This window comes from Pseudomonas sp. (genome assembly GCF_028293835.1).
Classification (GTDB): domain Bacteria; phylum Pseudomonadota; class Gammaproteobacteria; order Pseudomonadales; family Pseudomonadaceae; genus Aquipseudomonas.
Genome location: NZ_JAQGNX010000127.1, coordinates 98,871 through 120,705, shown reverse-complemented (window position 1 = coordinate 120,705; position 21,835 = coordinate 98,871). Strand labels below are relative to the sequence as shown.

Sequence of the window (21,835 nt, the reverse complement as noted above, 5' to 3'; positions counted from 1 at the left end):
ATATGCAGGCGATCTATGCGCAAGCCTGGGTGGTTTTGCCTTCAATGACGCTTTGAGTGATCAACAGCTGGTCGGGGTCACGGTGTGGAACATTACTTGTCAGCCAAGTGCTCCAGCCCAGCCGCATACCCGCGCCAAGCCGCAGAGGAGGTGTCTGTTGTTTTTCCAGAATCAGCCTCACATCCCAGTCCAGCGTCAGGCCGACATAGTTTTTAACCCAGGCCAGCATGCGTTTCAGGCTGTCGCCACCCGGCAGAAAGCGTTGGTAGTCGTCGTAGCCAACCGGGCCCACCACGATGCGAAATTTGTTTTGGCAGTCCCATACGCTGCGTCCCAGTACCAACGAAGTGCCGAGGCGATTCCCCTCTTCGTTGCTGCCGATCCGGCTCTGGATTTCGCTCGGCAGCTGCATCCAGTGACCGACGAATTGCTCGATGCGCAGCGGCAACTGGAAATACTCTCGCAGAATCGATATCAGACCTGACGCCGGTCGCGCCCGGTTGGCCAGCAACCCGGCGAAGTGCAGCTTGGCAAAATCGCCGATATGGTCGCGCTCGCGCAGAGCAGGCGCGCCGATGCCGAACAGGCTGCCGACAAATACTGAAAAACGGTCGGCATCGGCGGTGCGGTCCAGGCTGATGGTTGGCTCGGCGCTGGCTCGTGCGCGATAAAACAGCGACAACATGCGGTGATGGAAGACGTCGAGGAAAGCGATCAACGTACCATCGCCACCGTTGCGTAAACGGTCACGTACGTATTCCGTCAAGTGCGTAGGCAATGGCCCGTTGGCGCCCAGCAAGCCGAAGAAGTTGACCGCCAGCCGAGCGCGGGCGTCTGCGCTGGCACGCGTGAACTCACCCACTGCGGTCGGATGGAAAATCAGCGTCGGATCCTGTGCGAAACGCACGGCATCATCTCGCGGCCGCAACGATGCGCCGATACGCGGCAATTCCGGATGGGCATTTTCGATCAGGCGCAGCACCTGGAAAAAATCCATGCGTGCCGCGCTTGCTTCCAGTTGCGCATCAAGGGCTAAAGGATCGCGCATAACCCCTCCTTCGCCGGCCACCGCATTATTTCGCCGCGCGCCACAGTCTTGATCACGGTCTCGGTAAACGAGTTGATCGAGACATACTGCGCAAAGAACTGACTGAGTACGCCCCCCAGCAAAAAGGCGCCAGTACCTTCAAACGCCGCGTCATCGAGGGTGACGGTGATTTGCAGGCCACGGCCAAATGTAATCGGCCCCGGTGACGGCATCCGGCGCGTAATCGCCTGAGAACTGATCGAACGTACGCCCTCGACCTGACGCTGCCCATTGACGTCCCCGGGATGGCAATACAGCGCCAGCATTTCCCGTAGCGCGACGGCACCTTGTTGCGGGTCGCTGTCGAGCAGTGACAGGTAATTCAATGAGAGCTGGTTGAGCAGTCGCCAGGCGACGCTGCCTTCGGCAAAGGATGGATGCGGCTGACTTGGCCCTGTCAGGCAGCGCACCGCGATCAAGGGTGCGCCGGAATCAAGGATGAAGTCAGTCTTGCCGACCCCCAGTGACATCGACAGTGGCAGGTCGCGGTTGGTGCACCATACCGACAGTCCGAGTTGCCGCAGCTCACTGCTATAGGGTGTTTCAGCACCATCGACGATAGAAATGTACGCCTCGCTGCCTATGTAACTGGAGCGCGGGCCGTCACGTCGCTGACGCTGCGAAATCGTTCGCTGTTCGCGGCGTATTTGATAGAACGCCTGATCCTGATTCAGCCCGCCAATGTCCTTGGCATCATAGAAGGCACGAAATGCCTGTTCAGCGTTCGGGCCGTTGCCATAGCCGGTGACGGACTCGATTTGGAACACTTCGTAGTCCATGGGCCGTGTGCGGTCGACCAATACGTGATACTCAAATTGCTCGTCAGTGATGTTAATGCGATCGGCCCGTCGCTGGAACAGGTTGATCACTGGCGTGCAATGCAGCGCAAAGTTCGAATGGTCGAGGGACTGCTCCAGCTGTGGATCACCACGGTTGAGCAGGATCGTGATCTCGATTTCGTTGTCCGCGCATAACGACAGCGCGGGTTTCAGGCCGCTCAGCTCAATAAACTGATAGCGCTGGGAGAAAGCGAAATACTCCTGCAGCAATCGATAACCGGCAAACGTACGCTTGCCACTGGGCAACAACGCTTCACTTTCTTTGAAGCCCATCGGTTGCACGCTGCTTTTAGGCAGCAACCGATGCCAGCCAGCGGGTCGACTGACCGGTGTGACCAACACCCCTTGCACACTGCCGAGAATTTTCTCGTAGATCCGCATGGGTAGATCGTCGCCACCGCGTAAGTGCAAACACAAACGATCCAGCGGCAGATCCTTGAACGGGACATCGCCGTGGGTACGCAGACGCAAACGCAGAGCGGCCTTGACCGTGGTCGGCAATTGCACATCGAGCCCAGCCTGGGTGCCGCCATGGGTAAAGAATTTCGCCTCGACCAGTTCGATAGGCCATAGCGTAACGTCGTGAGCGCTACGGTACTCGCACGCGGTGTTATCGCCCTTGCCCAGCACGCTGCGCATCGTGCTGTGGCGCGGCACCACGAAACCCTCTTTCAAGCTTGGATTGCTGAGGTCAGGTTGCAACTGCACCACGGCCATTGAAGGTGTGGGTGCCAAAAAATGTGGGTACACCAGTTCCGACAAATGCTGAGTGAAGCGTGGGAACTCTGAGTCAATTTTCAGCTGCACGCGCGCGGCCAGAAAACTGAAGCCCTCCAACAGCCTCTCTACATAGGGGTCAGCGCATTCAAATCCATCAAGGCCCAGCCGACCGGCGATCTTCGGATAGTCGCTGGCAAACTCGCCGCCAACTTCGCGCAGGTGCTGCAACTCCTGACTGTAATAGCGTAAAAAACGCGGATTCATGACTTGCCTCGCCCATTGTTCTCAGTCAACGACATCGAGGCGCTGTCCAGATCGAGTTCGGTTTTCAAGTACAGGCGTTCCGGGTAAGGCTGGGCCCATAGGTCAGCCTCGATTTCAAACGTGAGTTTATTGTGATCGCTGTCGGCACTGGCGAGCGCCTTGACCGACACCGACGCGCGGATCAGGCGCGGTTCGAAATCCCAGATCGCCTGGCGAATACCCCGCTCAAGCTGACTGACATTAAGGTTTGAAACCGTCACCCCGGAGATATCCGGCAAACCGTAATTAATCACCGAATTACTCAGGTGCGGCAGCTTGATTGGCTGAATCGATGAGAGCAAGTTGGTGGTATTTAGCAGCCAGGCCAAGTCACGCAGCACCCCTTCGCGCAAGGTGCGCAGGGACAACACCCGTCGGTCACGGGACTCAGCCGTCTTGTCCGGTTCGTCATCGCTGAGGCGATCAAGTAATGACGGCTGAAGCCGTTCGCGGGGTGCCAGTTCAGCCATTGCGGGGGCCGTCCGCGACGTCTTCCAGTTCGGGCAAAACGTCGAACTCGATCGTACGCACATCCATGAGTGGGTAATCACCAGCATCCGTGGCCAACATCCGTTGACCCAGTCCGTGACCGGTGACTTCATCCCACTCGGTACGGCGGGCCATCAACAAGGCTTCATCGCCATTGGCCACGCTTGCGTCGTAGCGAGTTGGAATCAGGCCTACGGTTTGCGCGCCATTGGTCCAGGTAAAACTGGCCGGAGTCCACACGGTGTCACGCAGATCTACGGGGGCGTCGATCTCTATACGTCGGATGCGCTGCATCGGAATCCAGAAATAGCGACCATTGACCACTGTTTCGAGCACGGGCCCCAGACGCGGGTCGGCGTCAGCGAGCCATTCGAAACGTTCGCCGTTTATGCTGCCGCCAGTGGCAGGTGCGGCGTCGAACGCGAGTTCACGGGCGGTGCTCGAACGTTGCGCGTCGCCTGCCGCAGCGAATTTGAGTGCTTCGAGCAACTGACCGACCCACGCTGGCGGCTCACCGAAAATCAGTGGCAGCCGGGCGCCAGCAAAAATCTCGTTGCGCAGCGCTTCACACTGAATGGCTTCGCGGTAGGTTTGCACCATAGGCAAGGCCGAAGCCTCAAGCTCGCCGGCCACGTTCAGTTGGGTCAACGCGCGGTTCCACTGCCCCATGACTGCAAGCAACTGGAACAGAAAAATTCGGTATTTCGCATTTGCAGCATCCTTGCGAACCAGGTCCTGCAGCCCGGCGAGCGCCGCAGCAAGCTTGCCTTCGTTGATAAGCTCTAGTGGATGCATGGCACTTTCCAAAAAAGAGGGCAGCCGCAAAACGGCCGCCCCGCATGAAAATTACGAATCGGAGTTCCCGGCAATGTTCCACGTAAACGGTTTGACTGCGCCGGCGCTGCCGTCGGCTTTTTGCGGAATGTAGTTGAAATTCACTTTCGCAAAGTTCAGCGTCACGTTTTCAGTGAAACGGTCTTCAGCACCGCCACCGCCGGTGGAGATAGACGTCACCAGGACTTCTTCCATGACCACTTCCATGTATTTGATCTGGCCGGCACCGGCACGGCGAGCCAACAGCGTGACCTTTGGAATGTGTGTGCCTTTGGCCAGCGCCACCATCAATGCGTTACTGGCGACGTCGATGTATTTATTGAACGAAAGGTCCTGGAAGCTGGCCTTGCCTGCGCCGCCGCCGGTGCCCATATGGGTAGTGCCCGACTGGGCCATCCCCCAGCTCCATGACAGCACGTCGATATCGCCAGCCTTGCCCTGTACCTTGTCGGCTGACTCGCCGACGATGTCCTTACCCATATTGATAAATAGATCGACTGCCATTTTTTGCTCCACTGTTCGCGTGAGAGGCGAAGGACAAAACAACGTGCCCTTCTAGTGTTTGGATAGATTCAGTCCCTGCAGCGGTCAGCCTTTCGCCGACGGCAGCTTGGAAACCAGACGCAGAGAAACGGTTAAACCTTCCAGTTGGTAATGCGGGCGCAGATAGAATTTCGAAGCGTAATAACCCGGGTTGCCTTCGACTTCTTCCAATACCACTTCAGCAGCGGCCAGCGGCTTTTTGGCCTTGGTGGCTTCACTGGAGTTAGCAGGATCGCCGTCGACATAATTGGTGATCCAGTCCGACAACCAGCGTTGCATTTCGTCGCGGCCTTTGAAGGAACCGACTTTGTCGCGCACGATGCACTTGAGGTAATGCGCGAAGCGGCAGGTCGAGAACAGGTACGGCAGGCGCGCGGCCAGGTTGGCGTTTGCGGTGGCGTCCGGATCGTCGTATTCAGCCGGTTTGTGCAGCGATTGCGCGCCGAGGAAAGCGGCAAAATCAGTGTTTTTCTTGTGGATCAGCGGCATGAAGCCGTTGGCTGCCAGTTCGGCTTCGCGGCGGTCGGAAATCGCGATTTCGGTCGGGCACTGCATCGCTACGCCACCGTCATCGGTGGGGAAGGTATGCACAGGCAGGCCTTCGACAGCGCCACCTGATTCAATCCCGCGAATGCGCGAGCACCAGCCATATTCCTTGAAGGAACGGTTGATGTTGACAGCCATGGCATACGCCGCGTTGGCCCACGTGTAGTTTTTGCTTTCGGCAGCCGAGGTATCTTCCTCGAAGTCAAACGCTTCGACGGGGTCGGTCTTGGCACCGTAGGGTTGACGTGCCAGGAAGCGCGGCATGGCCAAGCCAACGTAACGCGAGTCTTCAGACTCACGGAAAGAACGCCATGCAGCATGTTCCGGGGTCTGGAAGATTTTGGTCAGATCGCGCGGATTGGACAGCTCCTGCCACGACTCCATCAGCATCACCGACGGTGCGGCAGCGGCAATGAACGGCGCATGCGCGGCGGCCGCGATTTTCGCCATGCCAGCCAGCAGTTCGACGTCAGGAGCGCTGTTGTCGAAGTAGTAATCGGCCACGATGGAGCCAAACGGCTCACCACCAAACTGGCCAAACTCTTCTTCGTACATCTTCTTGAAGATCGGACTCTGATCCCAGGCCGTACCCTTGAACTTCTTCAGGGTTTTGCCCAAGTCATTTTTCGAGATGTTCATCACGCGAATTTTCAGCGTTTCGTCTGTCTCGGTATTGTTGACCAGGTGATGCAAACCACGCCATGCGCCTTCAAGCGCCTGGAATTGCGGCGTATGCAAAATCAGGTTGATCTGGTCGCTGAGCTTCTTGTCCAGCTCGGCAATCAGGCCTTCGATGGTTGCCAGCACGTCACCGGAGATCAGGTTGCTGCCCACCAGTGCCTGCTCGGCAAGCGTACGTACCGCATCTTCGATGGCGTCTTTGGCTTTGTCCGATTGCGGTTTGAATTCTTTTTGCAACAGGCTGCCAAAATCGCTCATTTCGAGCGTGCCGGTTTCCTGCTGCTGTTGCTCGTCAAGTTGAGCCATTGCCATTCTCCAGGAGGTTCAACGTTATTCTTGCGGCTTTGGAGCCGAGGTCAGCGCTTGCATCAGGGCCGGTTCACTGAGCAGCTTGGCAATCAGGTCTTCAGCACCGGTCTTGCCGTCCATATACGTCATCAGGTTCGATAACTGACCGCGTGCTTCGAGCAGCGCGTTCAACGAACTGACCTTGCGAGCGATTGCGGCAGGCGTGAAGTCGTCCATGCTTTCAAAAGTCATCTCGACGCTGAGATTACCCTCACCGGTCAAGGTGTTCGGCACCTGCACCGCGACACGCGGCTTCATGGATTTCAAACGCTCGTCGAAATTATCGACGTCGATTTCGAGGAACTTGCGATCGGCAACGGGTGCCAGCGGGTCCGCCGGCTGACCGGACAAATCAGCCATGACGCCCATCACAAACGGCAGCTGGATTTTTTTCTCGGCGCCGTAGACTTCGACGTCATATTCGATCTGTACACGTGGCGCGCGGTTACGCGCGATAAACTTCTGGCTACTTTCTTTGGCCACGATTATCACCTCGATAAATTAGAGAACAGATGCCCGGTCAATCGTCTTGTGCGACATCCTGACTGCCCTGGATGACCAATAACTGCGCCAGACCGTCAGGTGCCAGGTCTTCCATGATTTCCATGAAGCTCTTGGGAACCAGCCGCTTGGCCCTGTCGAGCAACAACGGCACCGGGCTGGAGGGTTCAAACTGCTTGTAGTACTTCAAGACCTTGTCGAGCATGCGAACCACGTCTTCCCGGCTGGCAACTTCGCCGCTGATCACTGCAGCTCGCGGCGTCACAGTTCCGCTGCCAGGAGCAGGGTCTAGACCTGCATCCGGGGCGGACGTGATCGGGAGTTCGTTTGGATGTCGATGGCCGTACTGAGCGGCGAGAAAGCTGTGGCTGCGTTTCAACAGTCGGGCCAGGGCGTCGAGGTTGAGTGCCTGAGCGTTGCCGACCTGGCGCTCCAACAGGCTTTCGATGGCGGTGACACTGCCATGCGCGCGGTCGAGTGCAGCGACAGATTCAGCCAGTGCGATTTCATTGACGTCGGCCAGTGCCGCCTCAAGCGAGGCAATGGCGATTCTTTCCTGTCCTTCGGCGGGGGGGAGTTCGCCGTTAGCGATTTCCAGGCCCCGGACCGTCAGCGGACCCAGCCCCGGCAGGACCACGAGAACGGATTCTTTCAGGTCTTTGAGTACGGTGGCGCTGTCCGCTAACGCGGCTAACGAGTTGATCCGTAGCGTGGGGTCCATGTCGTCGTCGGGATCAAGCTCCGGGTGCACCGTGTCCCAACGCTCTTCGAGCAAGCGCTCAATCAACTGCATGCCGTCGGCAAGGCCGGGGATGCCATGCATCACCAGATTGGCCCGCAGCAATGGCATAGCCACGCGCAGATCGCGACTGCGTTCGAGCAATTCGAGGGAAAGGTTTTTGATCAGCTTCCATTCAGGAAGCACTGCGTCGGTGATGCTGTCGCCGTACTGCACTTCGGGTTTACCCAGTGCCGCCAGCTCCAGTGCCACGAACGCCGGATCGTATTCCAGGTTTGGACCACAAGGCGACTCCGGATCTACTGCACGCAATAAAGCGTCGATGTCGAATGAGCTCATGGACTTTGTTTTTTCCATAGAAAACTACTGCGCGGGATAAAAAACGCTTTCCCATCAATCTCGTATGAACCATCGGGGTCCACTCTCGACCTGCCCGACCCATGTGGAATGTAACTGAGGATTGCCAAGCGGCTTGACCGTGCGTTGCAGTTTTTGAACTTTATTCGCCTGGTGTTGTATGCCGGAATACTGGCGCCTGCCCAGTGACACCCCGCCGTGTTAAACCGCCGAATGCAATTGTCATAAGAAACGTCTATTCTCCTGCCGGCTTGACAGGGATCCGCATCAAACCAACACCAATAACAACCGCAGGCCCAACTATTATTGCGCTGGCCAATCCTGTGCATTCGTCAACGCAAGACTTGATCCCGGGCAGTCATTAAATTGATAAAAAAGGCCGTCCTCCCCGCCGCGACTCGTCACACCACTACTTCTATCCATGAGTACAACCATTTCGACGTCGTGGACTTCGAAGGGCCGCCCGCAACCGTGCATATCAACACCCTGTTTCATGATTCTGTCGATCGCTACAAGGCCGGAAACAGACTACTGACAGACTCCTCGGGCGAACCCTTGCTGCTCCAGCGCTGCGTGACACGAATTTCAACCGATAACCTTCGTGATTACGCTTTTCGCGTTTTTACCCATGGCGGTATCGAGGCGCTGGAAGCCCCAGGGTTCGAACGCCGTGACGCGCCTCTGGCCACCATCGTTGCGTTGGATATGAATCAACCCGTGGTGATCAAGCACAGCGCGTACAGGGCACTGACGTTCTTTGTGCCACGTTGCGTCGTCGAGGCCACCCTGCCCCATGCCGACTCCCTGCACGGACGTGTTTTCGAACACGCATGCGCACCCTCGCGGCGATTGACAGAACAGGCAATAGCGTTTGCGCTGAGCCTGCCCGAAATGAGCCGACTGCAGGCCATAGTCGCTTTCGATATCAGCGTCCAAATGATACTGGCGGCATTCGGCAAGCAAGCCATGCTGTGTGGCACCGTCCGCGCCGACTCCCGCAATGCCATGTTCGGCAAGGCCCGAGGCTTCGTGCATAGCAATCTGCATCAGCCCTGGCTATCGCCGGAAAGTGTGGTGGCTGCCCTGAAACTGCCCCGACATACGCTGTATCGGTTGTTCGAGCACGAGGGAGGTCTGGGTTGCTATATCCGCAATCGGCGGTTGCGTGAAGCGGCTGACGAGCTGGTCAAGCACCCGCAACGGCAAGTCATCGAAATTGCCTATGGGCTAGGTTTCAATAGCGCATCGGATTTCACCCGAGCTTTTCGCCGATCTTACGGAATATCGCCACAGAACCACCGCACCATGGCCCTCAATCGACTCTGCGGTCGGCCAGTTGTCGCTGATGCGGTTCTATGCCCGGTTTAGATCAACCACTCCACCGTCTGCAACATCCGTCGATAGGGCGACTTCGGTTCGCTCATTTCTTTGCGGATGGTGGATACCAGGCATTCCAGAAACTTTTCTGCCGCTGGCCTTAAAGGTTGGCCGCTTCGGCTGATCGCGCCGACCAAGGCGCTTCCTACAGACTCGCGCAACGGCAGCGAGCACAGGCCTTCACGCTGGGCGCAGATTTCCACCAGCGGCCACGGAAAGACGCTGAGCATGTCTGTCTCTCGTAGCAGGCTGAGCATGATTGATAGCGAATGAGCAAAATGGACGTGTCCTGGAGCGACAAAGTCGCCGTCATGGGGGGCAGAAAGAATCCAGTCGGCAAATGCCAGCTCGTCCAACGAATGACAATCTGCCAAAGGATGACCGCGCCTTGCCACCACGGCGCAATCAGCGGTGAACAGGGGCATGTAAGTGAGATCGACGTTGGAACACTGGCTATCGAGGCGACCAACGAACAGGTCGAGGCTGGCATCGCGCAGGCGCGGATAGGCAATCGAGGACAACCCTTCATGCAATTCCAGTTGCACATGAGGAAAACGCTGACGAAAACTTACGGTGACCTGGGGCAGCAAGGTCATCGCCAGCCACGGCGTGACCGCTATCGCCAGACGGCCGGTCAACTCACCTTTGCAATCAGCAACCACATGGCTGGCGCTGTCCATTTGCGCAACCAGTAGACGGGCCTGAACCAGCAGGCGTTGACCGACCTCTGTAAGGTCGATCCCGGAAGTATTGCGCACCAGTAGCTGCAACGAGGTTTCTATCTCCAGCTTCTGGATAGCCTTTGTCACGGCCGCTGGCGAAGTATCCAGCCGCTTTGCCGCCCCTCGGATACTGCCCGCTTCGGCCACTGCGACTAACACGTTGAGCTGATAAAACTTCATGGTTCCGCCTGTTAACCCTGGGTTGCCGCGTTCAGCGCCGTTTGCCTGTGAAGCTTACGCCGCCCCGCCTATGCTAAGCCCATAGCCGATAAATCACGGCGCACCACAACAATGCGCCCCGCTCCGCGCTGAGGCGAATCCTACGGACGCGAGCGGTGCCATAGGGCCCAACAGCTGATTCGTCGTCACGTATTCAAATTGACTATGGAAGAATCTTGCCAATGCCGCACGTGCACCGCCAATTAAAGCCGATCGAAGCCGAGATGCGCGAATTGCGTCAGCGCATCCATGCCAATCCGGAGCTCGGCTATCAGGAATATGCCACCAGTGAACTGGTGGCCGAACGCTTATTAAAGTGGGGCTACGAAGTACACCGAGGCATTGCGCAAACCGCCGTCATCGGCACGCTAAGAAAAGGTAGCGGCCCACGGGTACTGGGATTACGCGCCGACATGGACGCCTTGCCGATTCTGGAAAAGACCGGCCTGCCCTATGCCAGCAAAGTGCCTGGCAAGATGCACGCTTGCGGGCATGATGGTCACACCACCATGCTTCTGGCCGCCGCTTGGGTACTCGCTCATGACAGCGAGTTCGACGGCACCGTGCGGCTGATCTTTCAGCCCGCTGAAGAAGGTTTGGCGGGCGCCCGGCGCATGATTCAAGAAGGTGTACTGGAGCAATTTCCCTGCGACGCGCTGTTTGCCATGCACAACATGCCCGGCTACCCACAAGGCAAGCTGGGCTTTCGCGCCGGCCCTTTCATGGCATCGGCAGATCAGGTCAAAGTAACCGTGCAGGGCCACGGCGGCCACGGTGCCATGCCCCATCACTGTGTCGATCCGGTGGTCGTCTGCGCAAGCATCATCATGGCGTTGCAGACCATCGTCTCGCGCAACGTTTCTCCTCAGGAGATGAGCGTAATCACGGTCGGTGCAATAACTGCGGGCAAGGCCTCCAATGTCATACCTGACACCGCCGAAATGCTTATCTCGGTTCGCGCGTTGAATAACACCGTCCGCGACCGCCTGGAGGTCCGGATCAAGCATTTGATTCACGCTCAGGCAGATGCTTTCGGCGCTACCGCAGAAGTGCACTACAGCGCCGATTACCCTCTACTGGTCAATGATCCGGTCATGACCGAATTCGCCACGCAGGTCGCCATTGATTGGCTGGGTGAGGACGACGTGCTGACCGATATCGAACCGTTCAACGGAAGTGAAGACTTCGCCTGGTTTCTGCGCGAGCGCCCCGGCTGTTACCTGATCATCGGCAACGGCGAGGGCGAGCAAAGCTGCATGATTCATGACCCTCGCTATGACTTCAATGACGACAATCTCATGCGCGGTGCCGGCTACTGGATCAAGCTGACGGAGGCATTCCTGTCGGTGCGTCCCTGATTACTTTTCATCAACCTGACCACTGGATGAGGCTTCCATGCTCCGACTGAACCTGCACTGTGCTGCCCTGATCTCCGGGCTCCTGATGGTCTCCATGAGCCATGCTGCGAGCGTGATCCGCTTTGGCGTTGACCCTAGCTATCCGCCCTTCGAGCAAAAGCAACCGGATGGTTCCCTTACCGGCTTCGATATCGACCTGGGCAATGCCTTGTGCGCAGAACTCAAGGCGCGGTGCGTTTGGGTCGAGCAGAATTTCGACGGCATGATCCCGGCGCTCAAGGCCCGCAAGTTCGACGGCATTCTCTCGGCGTTCAGCGACACCGAAGCGCGCCGCAAACAAGTCGACTTCAGCCAGCGCCTGTACGTCGCGCCTTCGTCGCTGATTGCCAAAAAGGACGCCGGGCTGTTGCCGACAGCGGCGTCACTCAAGGGTAAATCAGTCGGAGTGGTCCAGGGTTCGCTACAGGAAACCTACGCCAAGTCTGAGTGGGCCACCGCCGGCGCCCTCATACAGTCCTACCAAACCCAGGACCAAGTCTTTATGGACCTGATAGCTGGACGACTGAACGCATCATTTCAGGCCTCAGTGCAGGGGGATATCGGCCTGTTGCAGAAACCTCAAGGCAAGGATTTTGCCTTCGCCGGCGATCCGATCACTGACAAGAGCATCATCGGTAACGGAGTCGCCATCGGTATTCGCAAGAACGACACGGCGCTGCATGATCAACTGGACGGTGCCATCGCCGCCCTGCGCAAATCCGGGGAATACGATCGTATCGCCCACAAGTACTTCAACTATGACGTTTATGGTGAGTGACGGCATGACAACATTCACAGCCACCGATGGCGACTTCCAGGCCAGCGATCTGGGCGAAGCGGCCCAGGTTTTTTTCCGCGAACACGGCGCCCTGTGCATCCGCAATGCACTGACCGACGGGCAGATCGAGCAGCTCAAGGCCGGCATCGAACAGAACCTCTCGCACCCTAGCCCCAGGGCCAAGGTGGCGAGTGATGCAGATGACCCTGGCTGGTTCTTCGAGGACTTCTGCAACTGGCAGGACAACGAGCATTACCGAAGGGTCATTCACGACTCCGCATTGGCGGCTATCGCACAGCGTCTGCTTGGAAGCAAGCAGGTGCGGCTCTATCACGACCACCTTCTGGTCAAGGAACCCAACACCCGGCAGCGTACCCCTTGGCATCAGGATCAGCCGTACTACAACATCAGCGGTTCGGACACGATCAGCTTCTGGATTCCGGTGGATCCGGTAGCGCAGGCATCCACTTTGGAGTTTGTCGCTGGGTCGCATCAAGGGCCCTGGCTGATGCCGCGCTCGTTTATGGACAACCAGGCCAAATGGTTCGCCGAAGGTAGCTTGGCCGATCTGCCAAAAATCGAGGAGCACCGCGAAGATTTCCCGATTCTTGGCTGGGCACTGCAACCGGGTGATCTGGTGTGTTTTAACATGCTGACCTTGCATGCATCTGCCGGGGTTGGCGGCGAGCATCGACGCCGCGCGTTCTCAGTGCGAATGCTCGGCGACGACGTTCGCCATGCCCCACGGCGTTGGGTGACCTCACCCGATTTTCCGGGCCTGCGCGACCGCCTGCCCGAAGGTGCGATCATGGACGATTTGCTTTTTCCGGTGCTCTTGCAAAAATAGCCAGTGGGTCGCTTGTCAGCGCTGGAGCAGGCGCAACGGCGAGTGCGCTTTGGCGAAAAGCCCCAGGACTGACGCCTGTCCATTGCTTAAACGCCCGGTGAAATGCACTCGGCTCGCGAAAACCCACTTCCTGGGCGATATCGGCGATGCTCATCGACGTGTCTCGCAAACGCTCAAAAGCTATTGAGCGTCGCATGTCATCTTTAATTTGCTGGTAGCTAGCCCCCTCTCGGGTAAGCGCACGACGCAGGCTGCTAAGACTGAGGGCAAATTCGGTCGCCAGTTGCTCTAAGGTCGGCCACAGATCGTAACGGCAGGATTTCAGCCGCTGATGAACACGAGCGCTGTAGCCTTCGCGGTTACGAAACCGGATGAACACCGATTGCGGTGCGTTGCGCAAGAAGGCATAAAGCGACTGGCGATCTGGACTGATGGGGAGCCTCAGGCCTTCTGGGTCGAGTTCAATTTCAGTACTGCCTGCATTGAAAATAACCCCACTTCCCCACAGCAACTGCTCATCGCCATGTCCCGGTAGCGGATAATCGAACTGCACCCGAGTCATGTGTATGCGTCGACCTGCGAGCCAACACATCAAGCCGACAATCAACACCAGGAACGTTTCAGTAACGACAGCACGAAGATATTCATCCCCGCCGGTGTAGCGCACCACCACCACTCTTTGCTTTTCACGTAGTTCCACTTTGCATTCCACGTCACGCAGAAAGAGTTTGAAGTACTCAAGTGACTGGCTCAGCGCTTTTTCCACTGAAGGTGCCTGAATCAACCCTCGGCAAATTAAAGCGAAACTGCCCAAAGGCATACCGTGGGAGTCCAAACCAAAAAACTCATCGCGACGCGCCTGTACCACCACCAGCCAAAGCGCCGAAAAGTCCTTTGCAGATATTCTTTCTGGCAGTTCATCCAATGAGCCAGCCGCAATCCCCGCCGTCTCTAGTAGCCGCTGAATGCCCAAGGGTTTTTCCCGAAAGGAATAAAGCAGCGCCTTGGCGAAGTATGACGATACTGAATGCTTTTCTTTCATCAAGCCTGTGACGCCTATGGCAAAAAGTGGCAATTGTTCTGGGCAGTTCGGGCATAGGCCCGAGGCTTCAGGACAGCTTAGACTGTCGGTAAAATCCATAGCCGTTCATATACGAATCAGCAGAGCTGTTAGCGGTCCCACCGCTCACTCTAACCGCTCGCCAAACCAATAAGGAACACTGCAATGAATCGCCCCGAGGTTTACATCGTCAGTGCTGCTCGTACCGCCATCGGCACGTTCGGTGGCTCATTGAAAGATGTACCACTTGCCGATCTGGCAACCACGGCGGTCAAGGCCGCCCTCGAACGCGGCGGCGTCGATCCGGCGCAAGTCGAGCACCTGGTGATGGGCAACGTCATCCCCACCGAAACCCGAGACGCCTATATCTCTCGGGTTGCAGCGATGAATGCCGGCATTCCAAAGGAAACACCGGCCTTTAACGTCAACCGACTCTGTGGCTCTGGATTGCAGGCAATAATCTCGGCAGCACAAACCCTGTTATTGGGCGACGCCGAAATCGCCGTTGGCGCCGGTGCCGAATCCATGAGCCGCAGCCCCTACATCTTGCCTGCGGCTCGCTGGGGCGCGCGGATGGGAGATACCCAAGCCATCGATTACATGCTGGGCATTTTGCACGACCCCTTCCAGGGTATTCACATGGGTATCACGGCGGAAAACATCGCGGCGCGCAATGGTATCACCCGAGAGATGCAAGACGCGTTAGCGCTGCAAGATCAACAGCGCGCGAGCTTCGCCATCGAAAGCGGACGTTTCATCGAGCAGATCGCTGCCGTCGAAGTTCGCAGCCGCAAAGGCACCCAATTGTTCAACGTAGACGAGCACCCGCGTGCCACCTCGCTGGAACAACTGGCACAGATGAAACCAGCGTTCAAGAAAGACGGCTCAGTCACCGCCGGCAACGCTTCCGGGCTCAACGACGGCGCAGCGGCGCTGGTGCTGGCCACCGGCGCTGCGGTCAAATCCAGCAACCTGCGTCCCCTCGCCCGTTTGGTGGCTTATGCCCACGCGGGTGTCGAACCGGAGCTGATGGGCCTTGGGCCGATCCCTGCAACGCGCCTGGCCCTCAAGCGTGCCGGCCTGACCGTCGCCGACCTTGACGTCATCGAAGCCAACATCGCCTTCGCCGCACAGGCCTGTGCAGTCACTCAGGAACTGGACCTGGACCCAGCCAAGGTCAACATCAACGGATCCGGAATCTCCCTGGGGCATCCGGTAGGCGCAACAGGCGCGATCATCGCCACCAAAGCCATACATGAGTTGCAGCGCATCGGCGGCCGGTATGCACTGGTGACCATGTGCATTGGTGGCGGTCAGGGTATTGCGGCGATATTTGAGCGGGTGTAAAGAGCGTTAGCTCGCGAACAAGTTCGCACCAGGATTTATGGACTGCCCTATATCCAACGCCATGCCTTGATCGGTGGGACCGAAAGGCAGGCGGCTCGGTCTGTCTGATAGACCGGTCGTGGCATTCGCGAACACGTTCGCTCCCACCAGGATTGGGGCGCAGCGCTTACAGTTGTCCAGATCGGTATGGAGGCGTGTGGGAGTTCATCTGAAGAAAGGCCGCGCCACCCGCCTCATGGATAAACCCAGTCCCACACAGCCTGCACGGATGCCGCTAACAATCCGTTGTTACAACGTCCGCCCGATGATCTCTTTCATGATTTCCGACGTACCCCCGTAGATCCGCGCCACCCGGGCATCGACCCATGCCCGGCTGATCTTATATTCACTCATGAATCCATACCCGCCATGCAGTTGCAAAAACTCATCCAGCAGTTTGCCTTGCATCTCCGATCCCAGCAGTTTGGCCATGGCTGCGATATCGGGGGTCAGTTCGCCGCGCATGACTTTACCCAGACAATCGTCGACGAACACTCGCAGCATGGTTGACTGGGCCTTGGCTTCGGCCAGTTTGAATCGCGTGTTTTGGAAATCCAGTACCGGTTTGCCAAACACTTTGCGCTCGCGGGTATAGGCGATGGTTTCTTCCAGCAGCGTATCGATGGACTGCGCGGCGCGGATGGCGATGATCAGGCGTTCCCAGGCCAATTGGTGGGTCAGGTATTTGAAACCCATGCCCTCTTCCCCGAGCCGATTGCCGACGGGCACCCGCACTTCGTCGAAGAACAGTTCTGACGTGTCCTGGCCCTTGAGTCCGATTTTTTCCAGCAAACGACCTTTGGCGAAGCCCGGGCGGTCTTCCTCGACGCAGATCAAGGTCAGTTCCTTGGCGGCAGGATCGATCTTGGTGGCGGTAACCATCAACCCGGCATTGCCGCCATTGGTTATGAAGGTTTTTTGGCCGTTGACGATGTAGTCGTCGCCGTCACGTCGTGCCGATGTGCGCATGGCCCGCAGGTCGCTGCCGATGCCCGGCTCGCTCATGGCAATCACCCCAATCATTTCACCGCTGACCATCCGCGGCAGCCATTTCTGTTTCTGTGCTTCGCTGCCATAAGCAACGATATACGGCGTGACAATTTCCGAATGGGTAGTGAAACCAACCGCCGTGGCGTTGGCCCGCGCCAGCTCTTCAATCATGACCGCCGAATGTCCGAAATCGCCACCGGGGCCGCCGTATTCTTCCGGCACCGTGGAGCACAACAGGCCTGTTTCACCCGCCTTCAGCCAGACTTCTTTAGGCACGATGCCGTTTTTTTCCCACTCGTGCAGGTAAGGCACGATTTCCCGATCGACGAAGCGTCGGGCTTGATCGCGAAACATATTGTGATCATCACGGAAAACGCCACGCATGGTTTGACTCCCAAAAATTGATTCAACGGCGCTTTGTACTCAACACCTGGTGCTTAGCGATCCGTGTAATTCGGTTTGCGCTTGTCAACAAATGCGGCGACGGCTTCCTGATGATCTTCGGTGTGGTGCGCCAATGCTTGATAGGCAGCTGACAGCTCCAGTAAGGAATCCAGGCGCATATGTTGTCCTTCGCGCAGCAGGCGTTTGCACAATCGCAACGAGTGTCCAGGGTTGCTGGCGATCCGCTGCGCCAATGCATGTGCTTCGCTGTCCAGGGTCTCGTGGGTACACACTTGCTCAACCAGCCCCCAGGCGAGTGCCTTGGCGGCGTCAATGGTGTCGCCGGTGAAAGCCATCAGGCTGGCTTTTGGAATGCCGATAATCCGTGGCAGCAACCATGCGCCGCCGTCGCCCGGGACGATGCCGAGTTTGACGAAGCTTTCGGCAAACAGCGCCGTTGGGCTGGCAAGACGGATATCGCACATACAGGCCAGATCCAGCCCCGCGCCAATAGCCGGCCCGTTGACAGCCGCGATCACCGGGATATCCAGTTCATACAACGCCAGCGGTATACGTTGGATGCCGTCGCGATAAGTGCCGCGCAACTCATAAGGTGAACCGGCGAAGATTCCACCACGCTCGCGCATGTCCTTGACGTTGCCACCGGCGCAGAACGCGCTGCCGTTACCGGTCAGCACCATGACGCGGGCGGTTTTGTCACGACGCAATTCGGCGCAGAGTTGGACGATCTCTTCAATCTGCTCCGGCGAGGTCAAGGCGTTACGGGTATCGGGGTGGTTCATGCGAACGCTGACTACACCGCCGTCGCGCTCGATCTGTAGAAATGGCGTGCTCATACCGAGGTCTCCGTCAGGCAGGTCAAAGGCTGCGACGCGTGGCGAGTCAACAACGGCCATAAGCCGTCACCGCCAGCCTGGCACACCTGCTCGCCGAGACGTCGGCTCCACAGGGTCGCGGAACCGAATTCACTGCGCCAGGCCCACAGACGCCGAGTGAACAAATGCAACGAGTATTCTTGAGTAAAGCCGATGGCACCGTGTACGGCATGGGCAATGCCAGCGCCGACGCTGGCGGCTTCAGCAGTGCTGACTTTGGCAACCGCAATAGTGAAGGCTGCCAGCGCGGTGTCTGATTCAACAAACGCCGCTTCGGCCGCAATGTTGGCGGCGGCAGCGTGCTCTGCAAACACCGCCAGTTGCTGCTGGATCGCCTGAAAAGCACCGATGGGTTTACCAAACTGGTTACGATCCCTGGCATACCCGGAAGTCATGTCCATCAAGCTGCGCAAGGCACCGGCAATTTGTGCCGAACGCAACAGTGCGCCGCCCAGTTGCAGCACGTCGGACGATAAGCCCACTGGCAATTCCGCAGATCCCAGCGGTGTGGCACCAGCAAACTCTAGATAGTCACGCGGCTCACCCGCTACGTTCAGACGTTCAGCCACGGCCGTGGCACTGGCGCGAGACAACAAAACCACCCTCGCCCACTCAGTGCCGCCATCAGCGATGGCTACCAGTGACTGTGCATGGCGACCCCATGGCACTGCCCGGGCTGTGCCGTAAACGCGGCCGTCGCGCAGGGTCAGGTTGGCGTCGGCGCTGAAACTCAACACACCGCTTTGCGCTTCGATTCCGGCTTTGCCCAGCAACCAATTACCTAGCAGGGCCTCGCATAACGGCGCAGGCACCGCGAAACGCCCGGCTGCTCGGGCAATCACGTACAGGTCAGACCACCCTGCTTCGGCGCCGCCCAACGCTTCGGGCGCTCCGGCCAAGGTAAACCCGGATTCCTCAAGGGCTTCCCATAAGCGGGTCGGCCAGACGCCACTTTCGCAACCGAGCAGGTATTCAGTGGTGGCCACATCGCCGAGCAGGCGTTCGATGCTTGATTCAAAGAGTTCACGCATGATTATCGCAACCCCAATCCGCGCGCGATGATTCCCCGCAGAATTTCACGGGTGCCTCCGCGCAATGAAAATGACGGCGCCATCTGGGTCAGATAGGCCAAAACTTGCGCATGAGATGAGCCGCCCTGTTGAGTCGGTTCATCGGCTAGCAACAGTTGTGCGACTTCGGGCAATTCTTGTTCGAACAGGTTGCCGAGGTCCTTAACGCAGGATGCCGCCCAGCTCGGGTGTTCGCCCGCCGCCAATTGCGCCGTTACCGCGAGCGACATATTGCGCAATGTCACCAGCTTGGCCGCCATGCGACCGATTTCACGGGATTGCAACGCGTCCGGCTGCTTGCCGATACCGTCCACCAAGGTCTTGAACAATGCCATGCAGCTGAGGAAGCGTTCCGGGCCGCTGCGCTCGAAAGCCAACTCTGCGGTCACTTGATCCCAGCCTTTACCTTCGGTGCCCACCAACGCATCGGGGCCGAGCAGTACATCATCGAAGAACACTTCGTTGAAATGCTCGCCACCGGCCAAATCACGAATCGGTCGGACGGAAATCCCCGGCAAGCTCAAATCAACGATGAACTGCGACATGCCCTCGTGACGCGCTGCCGATTTCTCGCCGGTACGCACCAAGGCGATCATGTAATGGGAGTGGTGGGCATTGGTGGTCCAGACTTTCTGGCCGTTGAGCCGCCAGCCATCGCCATCGCGAGTGGCCGAGGTCTTGATCGACGCCAGGTCCGAACCGGAGTTAGGTTCGCTCATGCCAATACAGAAAAAGCGCTCGCCGCGACAGATCGCCGGCAAGTGAAATTGCTTTTGTTGCTCGGTGCCGAAGCGTTGGATCAACGGGCCACTTTGCCGATCAGCAATCCAGTGCGCGGAGACCGGTGCGCCGGCAGCGAGCAGCTCTTCGATGATGACGTAGCGAGCGAACGGGCCCGCCGCCGCGCCGCCATATTCTTTGGCCAAAGCCATACCAACCCAACCGCGCTGACCTAATTTACGACTGAATTCGGCATCGAAACCCATCCAGGAGTGCGCGCGAAGGCTAGGCGGATAATCGGCCAACGTGTCGCTGAGAAACTCGCGAACTTCGGCGCGCAGCGCCTCGGCTTCCGGGGGAATTGTGCTGTACGTGAACTGAGTGATCGCCATGGTGCGCTCTCAAAAGCTGGACACAGGAGCGGCCCACTCCGGGAAGGGAGCGAACCGCTACGTTTTAAGCTGCGCGGTTTAGAGCGCCGCCTGTGCGTCTGCCTTGGCGAACATCGCGTTGATTTCGCCGGAGGTCACGGGCTTGCCGTCAGCACGGGTGTAATCCGCACCGCCGAGACCCAGCGCTGGCTCGGTGATCACATGCGTGGCCTGTGCACGCAATGCGCCGACCGTGCACTGTTCGCGAGGGATGATCGAGAACGGATCATAAGAGAACTCACGCATGGCGTTGAGGTGAGTGACTTTGTTGATGGTGGTGTCGGACAGGTGTTTGAGCCCATCGAACGTGGTTTCCGGCGAGCTCGGCCAGGTGCAATCGGAGTGCGGATAGTCGCTCTCCCAGCACGCCATGTCTTCACCCACGGCATCCAGGTTTTTCAGGCCGAAGTTGTCTTCGATGAAGCACGTGATGATGTGCTTCTTGAACACGTCGCTGGGCATTTTTCCGCCGAAGTCGGCGTTGGTCCAGGCGCTGTGGTGACGGTGGGTGAAGTCGGCACGCTCCAGCAGGTACGGAATCCAGCCAATACCGCCTTCGGACAAGGCCATGCGCAGGTCGGGGAATTTTTTCCACATTGGCGCCCAGATCCAGTCCGCCGCCGAGTTGGCGATGGAGATCGGCATGGCGGTAATCCAGGCATCGATCGGCGACATATCCGACGCGTGATTGGCCTTGGCGCCGGTTCCGATGTGGCAGCACAGCACGACTTTGTTGTCGGCACAGACTTTCCACAACGGATCCCAGTACGTATCGTGGATTGACGGAAAGCCCATCAATGCAGGGTTATCTGAGAAAGACAACGCGTGCACGCCTTGCGCTGAGAGACGCTTGACTTCAGCCACTGCGGCGTTCATGTCCCACCATGGCACGATCATCAGCGGGATGAAACGACCTGGCGCGGCGTTGCACCAGTCGTACAGGTGCCAGTCGTTGTAGGCGCGAATCGCCGCGAGGGAAACTTCACGGTCGCCATGGTTCTGGAAGCGCTGGCCAGCAAAACCCGGGAACGTCGGGAAGCACATTGAGCCCAGGACGCCGTTGGCGTTCATGTCATCGACGCGATCCTTGATGTTCCAGGTGCCACGACGCATCTGGTCGTAGCCCAACGGCTCCATGCCGTATTCCTCTTTTGGCCGGCCGACCACTGAGTTGAGGCCCATGTAACCGGTGGCCATCTCCTCGAACATCCAGACATCACGCTCACCGACTTTGACCACATGGGGCTCGCGGCCTTTGAAGCGATCCGGCATGTGCCGCGCGAATGCATTAGGCGGCTCAATGGCGTGGTCATCGACACTGACGAGAATCATATCTTCAATTTTCATTGTTCTTCCCCTTCGCAACGGGTTTGTTGTTGTGCTTTGAATCATAGATCACAGCTGCTACTAATTAAACACTTTATTTGATTGTGTTCATATTAATTTCCCCGTTGAGGCGACGAGACACTGAATCAAGGTGCCGCCTTCGCGAATAAATTCGCTGCACAGTTTGTCTATGCGATCTATGCAGGAGCTGCCGAAGGCTGCGATAGGGGCCGCCGGGGCCTCGC

The 21,835-nt window shown here is 58.0% G+C and carries 20 protein-coding genes; 5 read left to right on the top strand and 15 right to left on the bottom strand.

Annotated elements, in window-relative coordinates:
• Positions 1 to 13: 13 nt before the first annotated feature.
• From tssG to tssA, 8 genes are all read right to left on the bottom strand, one after another.
• Positions 14 to 1,048, bottom strand: a complete 1,035-nt coding sequence (gene tssG, locus JWR17_RS18105) for a type VI secretion system baseplate subunit TssG (RefSeq protein WP_299833333.1) — start codon at positions 1,046 to 1,048, stop codon at positions 14 to 16.
• Positions 1,033 to 2,910 (bottom strand): type VI secretion system baseplate subunit TssF, encoded by a 1,878-nt coding sequence (gene tssF / locus JWR17_RS18100; RefSeq protein WP_299833332.1) that lies wholly within the window; start codon positions 2,908 to 2,910, stop codon positions 1,033 to 1,035. Before tssF ends, tssG begins: the two co-directional genes overlap by 16 nt.
• Positions 2,907 to 3,419 carry a type VI secretion system baseplate subunit TssE gene (tssE, locus tag JWR17_RS18095; protein WP_299833331.1) on the bottom strand — a complete coding sequence of 171 codons (513 nt, stop codon included), beginning with the start codon at positions 3,417 to 3,419 and terminating at the stop codon, positions 2,907 to 2,909. The genes tssF and tssE overlap by 4 nt, the downstream gene beginning before the upstream one ends.
• Positions 3,412 to 4,233 carry a type VI secretion system accessory protein TagJ gene (locus JWR17_RS18090; RefSeq protein ID WP_299833330.1) on the bottom strand — a complete coding sequence of 274 codons (822 nt, stop codon included), beginning with the start codon at positions 4,231 to 4,233 and terminating at the stop codon, positions 3,412 to 3,414. Before JWR17_RS18090 ends, tssE begins: the two co-directional genes overlap by 8 nt.
• 51 nt (positions 4,234 to 4,284) lie before the next feature.
• Complete coding sequence (locus tag JWR17_RS18085) at positions 4,285 to 4,776, bottom strand: type VI secretion system tube protein Hcp (RefSeq protein WP_299833329.1); 492 nt, start codon at positions 4,774 to 4,776, stop codon at positions 4,285 to 4,287.
• A gap of 84 nt (positions 4,777 to 4,860) precedes the next feature.
• Positions 4,861 to 6,348 carry a type VI secretion system contractile sheath large subunit gene (gene tssC, locus JWR17_RS18080; RefSeq protein ID WP_299833328.1) on the bottom strand — a complete coding sequence of 496 codons (1,488 nt, stop codon included), beginning with the start codon at positions 6,346 to 6,348 and terminating at the stop codon, positions 4,861 to 4,863.
• Positions 6,349 to 6,372: 24 nt separating this feature from the next.
• Positions 6,373 to 6,876, bottom strand: coding sequence for a type VI secretion system contractile sheath small subunit (gene tssB / locus JWR17_RS18075; RefSeq protein ID WP_299833398.1), 504 nt, complete (start codon positions 6,874 to 6,876; stop codon positions 6,373 to 6,375).
• Positions 6,877 to 6,910: 34 nt separating this feature from the next.
• Complete coding sequence (gene tssA, locus JWR17_RS18070) at positions 6,911 to 7,969, bottom strand: type VI secretion system protein TssA (protein WP_299833327.1); 1,059 nt, start codon at positions 7,967 to 7,969, stop codon at positions 6,911 to 6,913.
• A 384-nt stretch (positions 7,970 to 8,353) separates the two neighbouring features.
• Between tssA and JWR17_RS18065 the strand changes: the two genes are divergently transcribed.
• The gene (locus JWR17_RS18065) at positions 8,354 to 9,355 is read left to right on the top strand and encodes a helix-turn-helix domain-containing protein (RefSeq protein WP_299833326.1); all 1,002 of its coding nucleotides are present in this window, start codon (positions 8,354 to 8,356) and stop codon (positions 9,353 to 9,355) included.
• On the opposite strand, the gene JWR17_RS18060 is transcribed toward JWR17_RS18065, so the two are convergent.
• Positions 9,352 to 10,266 carry a LysR family transcriptional regulator gene (locus tag JWR17_RS18060; protein WP_299833325.1) on the bottom strand — a complete coding sequence of 305 codons (915 nt, stop codon included), beginning with the start codon at positions 10,264 to 10,266 and terminating at the stop codon, positions 9,352 to 9,354. The genes JWR17_RS18065 and JWR17_RS18060 overlap by 4 nt on opposite strands.
• 221 nt (positions 10,267 to 10,487) lie before the next feature.
• Between JWR17_RS18060 and JWR17_RS18055 the strand changes: the two genes are divergently transcribed.
• From JWR17_RS18055 to JWR17_RS18045, 3 genes are read left to right on the top strand one after another with little or no spacing between them, the layout of a single operon-like run.
• Positions 10,488 to 11,663 carry a M20 aminoacylase family protein gene (locus tag JWR17_RS18055; RefSeq protein WP_299833324.1) on the top strand — a complete coding sequence of 392 codons (1,176 nt, stop codon included), beginning with the start codon at positions 10,488 to 10,490 and terminating at the stop codon, positions 11,661 to 11,663.
• Positions 11,664 to 11,700: 37 nt separating this feature from the next.
• Positions 11,701 to 12,480, top strand: coding sequence for an ABC transporter substrate-binding protein (locus JWR17_RS18050; RefSeq protein ID WP_299833323.1), 780 nt, complete (start codon positions 11,701 to 11,703; stop codon positions 12,478 to 12,480).
• Between the two features lie 4 nt (positions 12,481 to 12,484).
• Positions 12,485 to 13,327, top strand: a complete 843-nt coding sequence (locus JWR17_RS18045; RefSeq protein ID WP_299833322.1) for a phytanoyl-CoA dioxygenase family protein — start codon at positions 12,485 to 12,487, stop codon at positions 13,325 to 13,327.
• On the opposite strand, the gene JWR17_RS18040 is transcribed toward JWR17_RS18045, so the two are convergent.
• Entirely contained in the window at positions 13,287 to 14,468 is a 1,182-nt protein-coding gene (locus JWR17_RS18040; protein ID WP_366944175.1) for an AraC family transcriptional regulator, read from the bottom strand. The genes JWR17_RS18045 and JWR17_RS18040 overlap by 41 nt on opposite strands.
• Positions 14,469 to 14,552: 84 nt before the next feature.
• On the opposite strand from JWR17_RS18040, the gene JWR17_RS18035 reads away from it, so the two are divergent.
• Complete coding sequence (locus JWR17_RS18035) at positions 14,553 to 15,734, top strand: acetyl-CoA C-acyltransferase family protein (RefSeq protein ID WP_299833321.1); 1,182 nt, start codon at positions 14,553 to 14,555, stop codon at positions 15,732 to 15,734.
• A 288-nt stretch (positions 15,735 to 16,022) separates the two neighbouring features.
• On the opposite strand, the gene JWR17_RS18030 is transcribed toward JWR17_RS18035, so the two are convergent.
• The 5 genes from JWR17_RS18030 to JWR17_RS18010 all read right to left on the bottom strand — a co-directional run bounded on the left by JWR17_RS18030 (position 16,023) and on the right by JWR17_RS18010 (position 21,611).
• Complete coding sequence (locus JWR17_RS18030) at positions 16,023 to 17,147, bottom strand: acyl-CoA dehydrogenase family protein (RefSeq protein WP_299833320.1); 1,125 nt, start codon at positions 17,145 to 17,147, stop codon at positions 16,023 to 16,025.
• A 53-nt stretch (positions 17,148 to 17,200) separates the two neighbouring features.
• Entirely contained in the window at positions 17,201 to 18,004 is an 804-nt protein-coding gene (locus JWR17_RS18025) for a crotonase/enoyl-CoA hydratase family protein (protein ID WP_299833319.1), read from the bottom strand.
• Positions 18,001 to 19,074, bottom strand: coding sequence for an acyl-CoA dehydrogenase family protein (locus JWR17_RS18020; protein ID WP_299833318.1), 1,074 nt, complete (start codon positions 19,072 to 19,074; stop codon positions 18,001 to 18,003). The genes JWR17_RS18025 and JWR17_RS18020 overlap by 4 nt, the downstream gene beginning before the upstream one ends.
• A 2-nt stretch (positions 19,075 to 19,076) precedes the next feature.
• A complete protein-coding gene (locus JWR17_RS18015; RefSeq protein ID WP_299833317.1) occupies positions 19,077 to 20,225 on the bottom strand; it encodes an acyl-CoA dehydrogenase family protein in 1,149 nt (382 codons plus the stop codon).
• A 78-nt stretch (positions 20,226 to 20,303) separates the two neighbouring features.
• Entirely contained in the window at positions 20,304 to 21,611 is a 1,308-nt protein-coding gene (locus tag JWR17_RS18010; protein ID WP_299833316.1) for an amidohydrolase family protein, read from the bottom strand.
• Positions 21,612 to 21,835 lie beyond the last annotated feature (224 nt).

What these genes read in the sequence shown, in the direction of transcription:
- JWR17_RS18085 (WP_299833329.1), bottom strand. Translation starts at nt 4,776, where the DNA reads ATGGCAGTCGATCTATTTATCAATATGGGTAAGGACATCGTCGGCGAG.
- JWR17_RS18025 (WP_299833319.1), bottom strand. Translation starts at nt 18,004, where the DNA reads ATGAGCACGCCATTTCTACAGATCGAGCGCGACGGCGGTGTAGTCAGC.
- JWR17_RS18040 (WP_366944175.1), bottom strand. Translation starts at nt 14,468, where the DNA reads ATGGATTTTACCGACAGTCTAAGCTGTCCTGAAGCCTCGGGCCTATGC.
- tssE (WP_299833331.1), bottom strand. Translation starts at nt 3,419, where the DNA reads ATGGCTGAACTGGCACCCCGCGAACGGCTTCAGCCGTCATTACTTGAT.
- JWR17_RS18015 (WP_299833317.1), bottom strand. Translation starts at nt 20,225, where the DNA reads ATGGCGATCACTCAGTTCACGTACAGCACAATTCCCCCGGAAGCCGAG.
- tssG (WP_299833333.1), bottom strand. Translation starts at nt 1,048, where the DNA reads ATGCGCGATCCTTTAGCCCTTGATGCGCAACTGGAAGCAAGCGCGGCA.
- JWR17_RS18045 (WP_299833322.1), top strand. Translation starts at nt 12,485, where the DNA reads ATGACAACATTCACAGCCACCGATGGCGACTTCCAGGCCAGCGATCTG.
- JWR17_RS18010 (WP_299833316.1), bottom strand. Translation starts at nt 21,611, where the DNA reads ATGAAAATTGAAGATATGATTCTCGTCAGTGTCGATGACCACGCCATT.
- tssC (WP_299833328.1), bottom strand. Translation starts at nt 6,348, where the DNA reads ATGGCTCAACTTGACGAGCAACAGCAGCAGGAAACCGGCACGCTCGAA.
- JWR17_RS18050 (WP_299833323.1), top strand. Translation starts at nt 11,701, where the DNA reads ATGCTCCGACTGAACCTGCACTGTGCTGCCCTGATCTCCGGGCTCCTG.
- JWR17_RS18030 (WP_299833320.1), bottom strand. Translation starts at nt 17,147, where the DNA reads ATGCGTGGCGTTTTCCGTGATGATCACAATATGTTTCGCGATCAAGCC.
- tssF (WP_299833332.1), bottom strand. Translation starts at nt 2,910, where the DNA reads ATGAATCCGCGTTTTTTACGCTATTACAGTCAGGAGTTGCAGCACCTG.
- JWR17_RS18020 (WP_299833318.1), bottom strand. Translation starts at nt 19,074, where the DNA reads ATGCGTGAACTCTTTGAATCAAGCATCGAACGCCTGCTCGGCGATGTG.
- JWR17_RS18060 (WP_299833325.1), bottom strand. Translation starts at nt 10,266, where the DNA reads ATGAAGTTTTATCAGCTCAACGTGTTAGTCGCAGTGGCCGAAGCGGGC.
- JWR17_RS18055 (WP_299833324.1), top strand. Translation starts at nt 10,488, where the DNA reads ATGCCGCACGTGCACCGCCAATTAAAGCCGATCGAAGCCGAGATGCGC.
- JWR17_RS18035 (WP_299833321.1), top strand. Translation starts at nt 14,553, where the DNA reads ATGAATCGCCCCGAGGTTTACATCGTCAGTGCTGCTCGTACCGCCATC.
- tssA (WP_299833327.1), bottom strand. Translation starts at nt 7,969, where the DNA reads ATGAGCTCATTCGACATCGACGCTTTATTGCGTGCAGTAGATCCGGAG.
- JWR17_RS18090 (WP_299833330.1), bottom strand. Translation starts at nt 4,233, where the DNA reads ATGCATCCACTAGAGCTTATCAACGAAGGCAAGCTTGCTGCGGCGCTC.